General features: G+C 52.4%; 6 protein-coding genes. 5 read left to right on the forward strand and 1 reads right to left on the reverse strand.

Features of this window, described 5'->3' with window-relative positions; genetic code table 11:
• Positions 1-119 precede the first annotated feature (119 nt).
• The 5 genes from ACO0LD_RS19680 (at position 120) to ACO0LD_RS19700 (ending at position 11,881) form a co-directional block, all read left to right on the forward strand.
• The gene (locus ACO0LD_RS19680; protein WP_423009871.1) at positions 120-1,334 is read left to right on the forward strand and encodes a nitrate/nitrite transporter; all 1,215 of its coding nucleotides are present in this window, start codon (positions 120-122) and stop codon (positions 1,332-1,334) included.
• Positions 1,335-1,343: 9 nt separating this feature from the next.
• Entirely contained in the window at positions 1,344-3,056 is a 1,713-nt protein-coding gene (locus ACO0LD_RS19685) for a protein kinase domain-containing protein (RefSeq protein WP_423009872.1), read from the forward strand.
• 163 nt (positions 3,057-3,219) lie between these two features.
• Positions 3,220-5,337, forward strand: coding sequence for an EAL domain-containing protein (locus tag ACO0LD_RS19690; RefSeq protein WP_423009873.1), 2,118 nt, complete (start codon positions 3,220-3,222; stop codon positions 5,335-5,337).
• A gap of 9 nt (positions 5,338-5,346) precedes the next feature.
• Positions 5,347-8,685 carry a PAS domain S-box protein gene (locus tag ACO0LD_RS19695; protein ID WP_423009874.1) on the forward strand — a complete coding sequence of 1,113 codons (3,339 nt, stop codon included), beginning with the start codon at positions 5,347-5,349 and terminating at the stop codon, positions 8,683-8,685.
• Between the two features lie 283 nt (positions 8,686-8,968).
• The gene (locus ACO0LD_RS19700) at positions 8,969-11,881 is read left to right on the forward strand and encodes an HD domain-containing phosphohydrolase (protein WP_423009875.1); all 2,913 of its coding nucleotides are present in this window, start codon (positions 8,969-8,971) and stop codon (positions 11,879-11,881) included.
• Between the two features lie 152 nt (positions 11,882-12,033).
• On the opposite strand, the gene ACO0LD_RS19705 is transcribed toward ACO0LD_RS19700, so the two are convergent.
• Positions 12,034-13,113, reverse strand: coding sequence for a serine hydrolase domain-containing protein (locus ACO0LD_RS19705; RefSeq protein WP_423009876.1), 1,080 nt, complete (start codon positions 13,111-13,113; stop codon positions 12,034-12,036).
• Positions 13,114-13,130: the final 17 nt, after the last annotated feature.

The following is a 13,130-nucleotide window of genomic DNA, read 5'->3' on the forward strand; positions in this document are numbered from 1 at the left end:
GATCACGCACAGTTTTCGCGCAGTAAGTTTTGTTTTTAATCATAAAGCAGGGCAAAGGCATGCACATTTTGATGGCACGTCCCTTGCAAGTGGCATGCGTGTTCACTATTGGAGCGATCATGCAAAAAACTTCCTTCTGGAAAGCCGGGCACACGCCCACCTTATTGGCATCTTTCTTTTATTTCGATCTGAGTTTCATGGTCTGGGTATTGTTAGGGCCACTCGCCATCCAAATTTCCAAAGACCTCGGCCTGACTGCTGCACAAAAAGGCCTGATCGTTGCTACGCCATTATTAGCTGGTGCGCTGTTGCGTATCGTGATGGGCGTATTGGTAGACCACCTGAAACCCAAGAAAGCTGGATTGATAGGACAAATCGTCGTGCTGATAGGTTTATGCTGGGCGTGGCTGGGTAATTTGCACACCTATGAACAACTACTGTTCCTGGGCGTGATCCTGGGTGTTGCTGGCTCTGCCTTTGCCGTGGCATTGCCGCTGGCATCGCGCTGGTATCCGCCTGAACATCAGGGTACGGCTCTGGGCATAGCGGGTGCAGGTAATTCTGGCACCGCTTTTGCCGCCCTGTTTGCGCCAGCATTGGCAATCGCCTTTGGCTGGCCAAATGTGTTTGGTCTGGCGCTGATCCCCTTATTTATCGCGCTGGCGGTTTACCTGATTTTCGCCAAGGATGCACCGGGCGACGCACCAAGCAAATCCCTGACTGAATATCTGGCCGTTTTGAAAGACAAGGACGCATGGTGGTTCATGTTCTTTTACAGCGTCACCTTTGGTGGTTTTTCTGGTCTGGCATCTTCCTTGACAATTTATTTCAACACGCAATATGGTTTAACGCCAGTGACAGCTGGCTACTTCACTGCCGCCTGTGTATTTGCCGGTTCGCTGGTGCGCCCTATGGGTGGTCGTATTGCCGACCGCATAGGTGGTATCAAAACCCTGTCTGTCATGTACACCGTCGCTTCGGCCTTCTTGTTTATCGCATCCATAGGCTTACAGTCGGCGACGGCAGCAGTATGCGTATTTGTGGTTGCCATGCTGGCTCTGGGCACGGGCAATGGTGCGGTATTCCAGCTGGTGCCGCAGCGTTTCCGTAAAGAGATGGGTGTCATGACTGGCCTGGTAGGCATGGCTGGTGGCATAGGTGGTTTTTACCTGGCGGCCAGCATGGGTTATTCACGCCAGATCACCGGTAGCTATCAAATAGGTTTATCGATTTTCGCCAGCCTCGCCATCGTCGCCTTGCTGGGTTTATCATTGGTCAAGAAACGCTGGCGCACGACCTGGGGTTCTGCCGCCATGACTACTGCAAAAATTTAAATAACAAATATGCCACTCACCGTCAGCACCGGACATCACAGCGTCGCTGGCTTGCGCCCGCGCAATGAAGACTTTGTCGGCATGGTCACGCCGGGTGAACCCGAACTATCCTGCAAGGGCATGGTGCTGGCAGTAGCCGACGGAGTCTCTGGCAATGAAGGTGGACGTGAAGCGGCTGAATATGTAGTGCGTGGTCTGCTCACCGATTACTATGCCACGCCCGATACCTGGGAAGTGACGACAGCGCTGGACAAAGTGCTGGTCGCCATGAATAGCTGGGTGCAGCAGCAAGGCACGGTACGTCGTGAGCTGGCAGGCATGGCCACCACCATGACTGCACTGGTCTTGCGCGGACGCATGTATTACAGCGCCCACGTGGGCGATACCCGCTGTTACCTGTTACGTGATGGCGTGCTGCAAAAACTGACCCAGGACCATGTCTGGGACAGGCCAGAGATGCAGCATGTGCTGACCCGCGCCATCGGTCTGGACAGCCACCTCGTCATCGATCATGGCATGGGTGAATTGCGTGTCAATGATGTCTTCCTGCTGGCCTGCGATGGTATCTGGGCAAGCCTGACAGAATATGATCTGACAGATTTTTTGAAGCAAGTCAGTGCGGGCAGCCTGGGCAGTGAAGCTGCCTGCGAAGCGCTATGTGCAGCCGCACTGAAAGCGGGGTCGCAAGACAATTGCAGCGCAGTGATAGCACGCGTAGAGACCTTGCCTGAAGGTGAACTGCGCGATGCCATCAGTGAACTGCATGCCCTGCCCGTGCCACCGCGCATGAAGCCCGGCCAGACCCTGGATGGCTATGCGATAGAAGAAGTCATGCATACCTCGCTGACGACAGTACTGTATCGTGTCAGCGAACCTTCCCATCACCGGCAACTGGTGTTGAAAACCCTGCACCCGGACAAGGCCAATGATGCACAAGAACGCTCGGCGTTTGCGCATGAAGCATGGCTGGCAAAACGCGTCGTGGCACGCTTCTTCCCACAGGTGATTACCCCCGATCAAAGAAATTACCTGTATTACCTGTCGACCTGGCATGCCGGTGCATCGCTGCAACAGAGGCTGGAAGCCGGCCAGCATTTCACCATACCAGAAGCAGTTGCCTATGGCGGCAAACTGGTACGCGCCATCGGTGCCCTGCACAGGCGCAGCATCTTGCACAGGGATATCAAGCCCGCCAATGTTCATCTTGGTGAAGATGATGAGATTCGCATTCTTGACCTGGGTGTCGCGCAATCCGGCTTTGATAGCCAGGATGGACAGGGCAATGCCAGCCACACCATGGCAGGCACGCCCTCATTTTTAGCGCCGGAACAGTTCCAGGGTGCTGCACCTTCAAGGTCTACGGATTTGTATGCCACCGGGGTCACGCTCTACTATTTGCTGACGCGCCATTATCCCTATGGTGAAGTGGAACCTTTTCAACGCCCCAAATTTGGTGAGGCGGCATCACCAGGTCGTTATCGCCCCGACTTGCCACACTGGCTGGAAAATGTCTTGCTCAAAGCCGTGGCGCGTGACGAAGCCGAACGCTTTGAAACAGCAGAAGAATTCTTGCTGGCACTGGAACGTGGTGCCGCCCACCCCCTGCCTGCACCGCAAGCCAAGCCCCTGGCCCAACGCGATCCGCTGGCCACCTGGCGCATGCTGGCAGTCCTGTCCATCGTCGCTAATGTGCTGATGTTGTATATACTGATAGCACGCTGATCCGCCCCCTCTGACATCGCTCCCTCACAATAGTATTGCCCTCGCTGTTAATAGTGCATTAACATAAGCCTGTAGTAGCAGGCCGTTGCCGTGCCTGTGGCTTTTGCATGAAGCAAAAAAAGCGCCTTCTGTAGCGGGCTCAGACCACATACCGACCATATTTATGTCTAACAGCTTTAATCGCCTGATTCAGCTTTTGCGCTTGCGCCGTATAGGTATGCGGCTGGCGCTCAGCTATGGTTTGCTGCTGATTTTATTCAGCATAGTCTTATTATTGCCAATTTCACAAATTCGCAACATGACTGCACGTAACGAGCAATTTGCCCGCAAAGAGGTGCAAAGTCTCTTGTATGTGCAAGAACTCAGCGTGGCAACAGAAAACGTCGGCAGGGCCCTTTTGCAATTCCTGACTGTTCCTTATGAACAACGTGTTCCTGAATACACCATCGTCGATGAAAAAAATCGCCGCATAGATCGCCTGATCAGCGATCTCGAAGCCAGCCTCAGTGATGATGAGCAATTAAAAAGCCTGAAAGTTCTCAAGCAAAAGCGGGCAATCTACAATCAGCACTATCTTGATACCGTCAATCAATTGGAAGACGAAGGCCAGGATGCTGCCAAGGCCAGTTTTATCACGCGGGTGAAACCTGCGCTGGATGCCTTGCTGGATCAGTCTAAAACTTTCCTCAAGCGCGAGCAGGAATTAATCCAGGCGCATCAGGCAGAAGCACAACTGGAATTGGAAGAAACTGGCAAGATGGTGGCCATGCTGTCAGTATTCGGCGTGATCCTGGCTGCGGTATTGGCCTGGCTGACTACCCGTAGCGTGGTCAGGCCGCTGGCACGTCTGGAAACCAGTGCCTTGCAAATTGCCAGAGGCGATTACCAGACCCGCTTCATCCCCAGCAAAACTGAAGAAGTGGCACGTGTCGGCGAAGCCCTCAATACCATGGCCGAAGCCATAGGCATACGCGAACAAGCTGTCGAACGTCTGGCGTATTACGACAGCCTGACCGGCTTACCCAATCGCACCCTGCTACTGAAAACCCATGAAGGCCAGGGCCTGCCACATCAGGGCTTTATCCTGATGGACCTGGCGCGTCTGAAAGTCATCAATGAAACCCTGGGTTTTGATACTGGCGACACTGTCATATCAGATGTGGCCCTGCGTCTTAGAACCGTTATCGGCGGCGATAATGCGCCACAAAACCCCTGGCTGGCCAGACTGGCTGGCGGCGCTTTTGCCATACTCTGCCATGATAGTTCCAAAACTGCTATTGAAGACTTGCACCAACGTATAGATGCCGCCATGGCCGATCCGGTCAAGTGTGGCCAGCATTCTGTCGATGTCAGCCTGGTATATGGCTTTGCCATCACTGCAGCCACACCGCTGCCCTTGATGACCCTGATCAGAAATGCTGAAGTTGCCCTGTACGCGGCCAAACGCAGCGCCAGCTCATCTGCCTGGTATACCGATGCACAAGAAGCTTCGCGCCTGACTCATCTCAGTTTATTGTCTGACTTGCGCTCTGCCGTCAGGGAATCAGAATTGCAAATGTGGTTGCAACCCAAGCTGTATCTGCAATCTGGCAAGGCTTATGGTTTTGAAGCACTGGTGCGCTGGCAACATCCCGTGCGCGGTTTTATTTCGCCTGCAGAGTTTGTCCCCTTTGCAGAACGCACAGGCTATATCAGCATGCTCACCATGTGGATGCTGGAACAAGCCATCGTCACCCTCAAAAACTGGCAAGAAAAATATCCTGGCCAAACCATTGCCGTCAATGTCAGCACCCATGATTTGCGTGATACCAGCTTCCCGGACCAGATTGCAGCCCTGTTGCGCCAGTATGACCTCAACCCAAAATTGCTGAAGCTGGAGATTACCGAAAGCGGCATCATGGAAGACCCCAGCAGCACCATAGAACTGCTGAACCGCCTGCGTGCCATTGGACTCGATTTGTCTATCGATGATTTTGGTACCGGCTATTCTTCCCTGTCTTACCTGCAACGCCTGCCTGTCAGCGAACTCAAGATAGACCGCAGCTTTGTCATCGATATAGACCAACTGCCAGCGACCCAGGGGCTGGTCAAGGCCATCATAGAAATGGGCCATGGCCTGGGCCTGAGCGTGATTGCCGAAGGCATAGAAACTGCGGCAGAACGAGAATGCCTGCGCCAGCTCGGTTGTGATTCCATGCAAGGCTATTTCGCCAGTAAGCCCTTGTATGGCGAAGGTCTGCAAAAATGGCTGGACGGTCTGGCAAGCCGGTCTGGCGACTGACTAACATCCATGCAAGCACCTGACTTTCCTGTCGATGAAATATTGCGCCTGCAAACCCTGCAAGCCTGCGCCATACTCGACACGCCTGCAGAAGAACGTTTTGACCGCCTGACGCGACTGGCACGCCACCTGTTCAATACCCCGATTGCCCTGGTGTCCCTGATTGATACTGACCGTCAGTGGTTTAAATCAAATCAAGGTTTGGACGTCAGCGAAACCAACAGGGATATCTCTTTTTGCGGGCATGCAATCCTGAAGCCGGATGTGTTGTATATCGCCGATGCCAGCCAGGATACCCGCTTTGCGGGTAATCCCCTGGTCAGCAGCGCTCCCTATATACGTTTTTATGCGGGTGCCCCTTTGCGCGCGCGCAATGGCCAGCGCCTGGGTACCTTATGCATCATCGATACCAAACCACGCATACTAGGCGCTGCAGACCTGGCAGCCTTGCGTGACCTGGCGGATTGCGTAGAGAGTGAATTCTCCCGCGAAGAACAGCAAAGACAATTGCATGCCTTGCTGGCCTTAACTACCATCACCTCACTGTCATATCAAAACCCTGACGCAGCATTGCAACAAACCCTTGCCATGGCCTGCGACTATCTGGGTATGGCATGTGGACAGATCAGCCGCGTGCAGACTGGTGGCAAGGTCAGCCCGGCATACCAGTCAGGTGACTCGCTGCATCCCGAAGTAGCAACTTCAAGGTCTATCCCGCTGTGCATCTTGCCGGATGATGCAGGTAAAGGACTCATCCATGCTGCCGATCTATCAGCCAGCAAATACCGGCACGCTGTACTGATGCAGGCGCAAAGCCTTATTGGGCTTCGCCTGCATATCAACGCCAGTGATGATGCCGCGCTCTGCATCTGGCATGCGGAACCCCGGCTCTTTCCATTTTCAGAAGTTGAAATAGAATTTGTACGCCTGCTGGCCGACTGGATCACCGGCGTCATGAAAAGACAGGAGCTTGACCGGCAACTGCAAAGGCAACGCGCACTCAGCGATGCCATCGCCATGGCACAGGCTCTGTTCATACGCGAGACCGACCAGGAAAAAGGTTTTGAGTCACTGCTGGCAGCGATCTTGAAACTGACAGCCAGCGCCTATGGTTTCATTTGCGAAGTCAAGAATAATACTGTCAGCAACCCTGCCCTGAAGAGCATGATGCTGGCCTGGAATACGCTGAGCTCGAATATTTCCAGCACCAGCCTGGACACCGTCGCCAGGGATATCGCCTGCCTGCAATTAAAATCCAGGTATGGTGCAGCCCTCAGATCAGGGCAAGCAGTCATCGACAATGCTGCAGATGCGCTCGACAAGGTTTTTCCTGCACATTTCGAAGCCTTGCAATGCTTCTTGTGCATACCCGTGCAATACGACGGCGAATTGATCGCCCTGGTTGGTATCGCCAACAAGCCAGATGCTTATGATCAGCAAGTCACAGAATTTTTAAAACCCCTGTTCAGTACCCTGGGCCAATTGATCAGCGCAGCGCGTGTGCAAAAACACAGGTATGAAACTGAGCGCCAACTGGTCAATGTCATCAAGGGTACCAATATCGGCACCTGGGAATGCAATATCCTCACCGGTGAAACCATCTACAACGAACGCTGGGCCGAGATGCTGGGTTACACCCTGGCAGAGCTGGAGCCCACTACCGTAGATACCTGGCTCAAACTATGCCACCCCGAAGATCTGCGGCTCACCAGTGCCATGATAGAGCAGCACTTCCGGGGCGAAATCGAATACTTTGACCTCAAAAGCCGCATGCGCCATAAAGATGGTCACTGGATCTGGATACATGACCGCGGTTGTGTCGTCAGTTGGGGGCCAAATGGTGAACCACTGATCATGTCAGGCAGCCATGCCGACATCACCAAGCAAAAAGAAGCGGAAGCAGAACTCGAACACGCCTATGAATTACTGGAAAAATCCAATGCCGCCGCCCGCATAGGTACCTGGGAATTTGAAGTCAAGTCACGCAAACTACACTGGAGTAAAGTCACGCGGCAGATACATGAAGTTGATGAGACATTTGAATGCGGCGTTGACAATGCCATTGCTTTTTACAAAGGTGCAAAAAACCAGCAAGAGATTCGTGAATTATTTGTCAGGGCGATACGCGAGAATATTTCCTTTGACAGCGAATTTTGCATACTCAGTGCCAAGGGCAATGACAGATGGGTACACGTAATCGGCTTCCCGCAATTTGAAGAAGGTGTCTGTGTACGTGTCTACGGTACCTTCCAAGATATCAGCGAAAGAAGAGCCGCCGCAGAAGACTTGCAAGACCAGGCAGCCCATACCAGCGCCGTACTAGACAATGTGCTGGACGGCATCATCACCTTTGACGACCAGGAGATCATCCTCAGCGTCAACAACGCAGCAGTAAATATTTTTGATTATGCTGTTGATGAATTACTGGGTCAGAATATACGCCAGATCATCCCCTATCCCGTGCAAGACAGCGATACAGCACAAGCGCAACAGCCTGGCATACAAAGCATCATAGGCATAGGGCGCGAAGTGGAAGCACGCCGTAAAGATGGCAGTTTGTTCCCGCTTGATTTGTCGGTATCCACCGTCTCAAGATTAGGACAACCACTGTTCATCGCTCTGATGCGCGATATTACCGAGCGCAAGCGTACTGAAACTATCAAGAATGAATTCATCTCCACAGTCAGCCATGAATTACGCACCCCACTCACCTCGATCTCGGGCGCACTCGGCCTGATTTCTGGCGGCGTCTTTGGCAGCTATCCAGAGCGCATGAAACAGATGCTTGATGTCGCCAACAAAAATTGCCAGCGCCTGACCTTCCTCATCAATGACTTGCTGGATATGGAAAAACTCACAGCAGGCAAGATGACATTCCGTCCTGAAACGATCGCCATACGCGAATTGCTGCAACAGGCGGTGGATGCCAATCAAACCTTTGGTTCAGAGCGCGGGGTCAGTCTGCGGCTGGCAAAACAAATGCCGGATATCAGTATCTCTGTCGATACCCAGCGCTTCATGCAAGTCTTGTCGAACTTGTTGTCGAATGCCATCAAGTATTCACCTGAAAATGAGGTGGTCAACATCGAAGCAGAAAAGCGCGGACACAAACAGTCAGTGCTGCGTATTAGCGTCATCGATCACGGCGTCGGCATACCGCATGAATTCCGCGACAGGATATTCCAGAAATTTGCCCAGGCAGATTCTTCAGACACCAGGCAAAATGGCGGCACCGGCCTGGGCCTGGCCATCACCCGTGAACTGGTAGAAAGAATGGGCGGCACCATAGGCTTTGAATCAATACCCGGACAAGCTACCAGGTTTTATGTGGATTTGCCGATTTCTTGAAATGCCTTGTAGCATTGCACTTCATTTCGTCAACGCATTAATTCGCGACCTCATTACTTCATCATTACTTCCTCGTCACTGCAGCACTGCATGAGCGCATCAATTTCCACTCGCCAACGCATTGTCATCAAATGAAAATTTTTCGTGCATAGATAAATAAAGCACTACCATAATTCTTGCTTTTTAGATATGCTCACTACATATCTTATGCGATTTGTTCTTTGCCAGATTCATTGCTTCACTTCTTCCACCGCGTCACCCACCAAAACAGGCGGACCAGGCAATGCGTGCGACCAGGAATGTTCAGTTCTATATCTACATCTCATACTTCTTCACAGCCCTGATCCTCATCTTTGCCATTGCCATGGGCACCGTGCAATTCAGCCGCATGAGCCAGATCATATTGGCGCAGGCCAATAGCAGCTATGCCCTGATAGGCAATGAAGTCGCCAGCAATGTCAAAGATATTTATGAACCCGTAAAAAACCAGACAGAGATACTTGCCCAATCCCATCCAATTACGGGCAAAGACCTGAACGAACGCCTGACCCACGTTAACTATCTGGCCAAGGCCATCATCAGCGTCAAATCTGCGACTTCAGCTTATGTGGGTTTTGCCAATGGTGAATTTTTCCTGTTGCGCCAGTATGCCAAATCCAATGGTGGCCAAGATGTATTCAAGGCACCGGCAAAGACTACCTGGATAGTACAAAGCACCAGCATGGATGCGGGCAAGATGGTCGAACACCTGGTGTATCTGGACGACAGGCTCAATGAAATCAGTCGCCAGCAAATTCCCCTGCGCAATTATGATCCGCGTCAACGTGGCTGGTATGAAACTGCCATGAAAAACGCCAGCCAGGCCAATGTCAGCGAACCCTATTACTTTTTCACGACTGGCCAGATCGGTGTCACCTATGCACAAAAAATTGTCGATGCCGATGCGGTCGTTGGCATAGACATAGAAATGCCCACTATCCATGAAACCATCAGGAACAGCAACGTCACCCCATCTACCAGAATCGCCCTGATAGATAGCAAGGAACAATTGCTGGCCTGGCAAAACGGCAAACAACCCGCCTACAGACCGCAAATCGTTACCAAACTGGATGGCACCCAGGGCATGCCCACCCTGGCAGAACAAAATGCGCCCGTCCTCAATAAAATCCGCGAACTCGATAGCAGTGCTGGCAACAGTAGCCAGACACTGGATGCAATCGATAAAACCTGGGCGACCTATCAGGGCAAGATACAAATTCCTGGCGGCCAGAATTTGCGCATACTCATCGCCAGCCCACATGAAGAATTGCTGGCCGATATCATCAGAATGCGCCAGCAAACGAGCTTGTTGTTCCTGGTGATGCTGATGATAGGCATAGCTGTCACCATTTATTTCTCGCGCCTGGCATCCAATCCGCTGAAACAACTCAATGACGAAGCCAGCAAGATTGCCCGCTTCGATTTCAAAAGTCCCATCAATATCCAGTCACGCATCAAGGAAATTGCCGACCTCAGCAATTCCATGCGCGGCATGAAGGCGACCATACGCTCCTTCCTCGACATTGCCAGCAGCCTGGCGTCAGAAACCAATTACGACAAATTGCTGGCGCGGGTACTCAAAGAAATGTCAGAAATCACCGAGGCCAAATCCGGTATCCTCTATCTCTATCAGCCGCAAGACAAGGCCATGCAAACCGTGCAAACCTATGTCGATCACCAGGTGCTGGAAACCATAGCACACAGCATCAGCATGGCCGATGAGACCCATCCCGTCATACAGGCCTGCAAATCCCGCAGCAGCATTTGCCAGTTGCAGGCAGCAGATCTGGCGCGCTACTTCAGCACCCTGCCCACCACCGACCACGCCACTACCCTGATCGCCATTCCCTTAAAGGATAGAAACAACACACTGGTCGGTGCAATCGCCCTGGTGATAGATGATGCAGACATAGACCCGGGCAGGCAAGCCATGGCCGAGGCAGTATCTGGCGCAGCAGCGGTAGCCATAGAAAACCAGCGCCTGATACAGGAACAAAAAGCCCTGCTGGAAGCCTTCATACAACTCATTGCCAGCGCCATCGATGCCAAGAGCCCTTACACTGGCGGCCACTGCCAACGCGTGCCGGTACTGACCAAATTATTGGCCCAGGCTGCCTGCAAGGAAACCGAGGGGCCCTTTGCCGGCTTCCAGCTCAGCGAAGCAGAATGGGAAGAACTGCATATCGCCGCCTGGTTGCATGATTGCGGCAAAGTCACGACGCCAGAATACATCGTCGACAAAGCCACAAAACTGGAAACCCTGTACGACCGCATCCATGAAATACGCATGCGTTTTGAAGTCTTGAAACGCGATGCCCAGATCGATTACTGGCAAGCGCTAGCCAATGGTGGTAATGCGACGGAACTGAAAACCCAACTCGACGCAAATATCGATAAGTTGGACAGCGATTTCGCCTTCCTCGCAGAATGTAATGAAGGCGGTGAATTCATGGCCCCAGACAAAATCGCCCGCATACAAGACATCGCCGGACGCCACTGGCTCAGGACCCTGTCCGACCGCATCGGCATTTCGCACGATGAAAAAGAACGCAAGAACCGCACAACAGAACCGAGCTTGCCAGTGCAGGAACAACTGCTGAGCGACAAGCCTGAACATATCTTCACAAGATCACCACGCGACACCATCACACCCGACAACCCCTGGGGCTTCAAGGTCAAGGTGCCCGAACATCTTTACAACCGTGGCGAGGTCTATAACCTTACCGTGGCCCGTGGCACCTTGTCAGAAGAAGAGCGCTACAAGATCAATGAACACATGATACAAACCATCATGATGCTGGAAAAACTGCCCTTCCCGCGTCACCTCGCCAGAGTGCCGGAAATCGCCGGTGGTCATCATGAAAAAATGGATGGCACCGGCTACCCCAAACGCCTGGCCGCCGCCGACATGAGCATCCCCGCCCGCATGATGGCGATAGCCGACATCTTCGAAGCCCTGACCGCCGCCGACCGCCCCTACAAGAAAGGCAAGACCCTGTCAGAAGCCATCAAGATCATGAGCTTCATGAAAAAAGACCAGCACATCGATGCAGAATTGTTTGCCCTATTCCTGAAGTCAGGTGCGTATCTGGAGTACGGGAAAACGTTCATGAATCCTGAGCAGATTGATGAGTTTGATATACATGCGTATGTGTGAATCTGTTCCAGGCGAGTTGGCGCAAAACATGAGAGATACATTGATCCAGTAGCGCGGTCACACTGGCTATCATGAAATACCGCCTGGTCCAGTTTTCATAAACTATCGAATGGTGAAGTCATCCGACGATGTAGCCGTAGCTTCAATCAACATCATTGATTCAATTTTTCTGCAAGAATCGACTTCAGGATGTTTTCTGAACGACGCTGGCCATAGCCTTTTCCATAGGCGCTGGAGGTGACGACGACGACAGCATGAAGAGATGGGATGACGTAGATTTTATTACCGCCGTTGCCAGAGGCAAAAAAGACAAGAACAGTCTTCCCTTTGATTATCTGTGTTTTCGAATACCAGAAATAAGCATAGTTGTCGGCATAATTATCTACATCAGCAATGCTTACCTGTGGTGTCAGCATGGCCTCTATCCAGGCAGCGCTGATGACACGCTGGCCTTGATACATCCCCTTGTCGAGCACCAGTTGACCAATTTTGGCGAAGTCACGCGCAGTCAGTGACAGATTGCCCTGCCCTTTGGGGTGCCCCGCTACATCGCGACCCCACTGCCAATGGCGGATACCCATTGGCTGGAACAAGCTTGTGCGGGCGAATGACTCCAGATCCTGTCCGGTGGCTTTTTCGACTGTAATGCCAGCCAGATAGGCAGTGACGGAGTTATAGCGGTAGCTTGTGCCAGGAATGCCATCTGCTGGCAATGCGAGCATAAAAGCGAGCGGATCAGATGCAGCATCGAGCTTTTCTTCATTGCCCGGAGATGCCTGGTCAGCATCATAGGCAGCCAGGCCGGAACGCATGCTCAGCACGTGGGCCAGGGTCGCCTCGCCTGCCACACTGCCTTTGCTGGCAGGCCAATAGTGCCACACTGGCTCGTTTATGCTTCGTATGCTGCCACGGTCCACGGCAGCCCCAAGCAGCAAAGATGTGATGCTTTTGCCGACAGAGCGGGCATCATGCAGAGACGCTGCCGTTGCGCCGTTGTAATAGTGCTCGGCGATCATTTTTCCTTGCTGCAGGATCAGGACGCTACGCAGGTCCTTATGTTCGTCCTGATCCCATTGCGTCAGTATGGTATTGAGTTCTTTATCAGGCCGGGATTTTTGCGCGTGCGCTGGAGAAAACAGCAGCATGAAGCAGATGAGGACGAAAACAAATTTCGCTCGTGAGCACAGGTAACATTTCATGACAGGTATCAGGACAATCAGATGATAAACCATGATTATGGCGACTATTT

The organism is Undibacterium sp. Ji83W (assembly GCF_049340385.1).
In the GTDB taxonomy this organism is placed as follows: domain Bacteria; phylum Pseudomonadota; class Gammaproteobacteria; order Burkholderiales; family Burkholderiaceae_D; genus Undibacterium.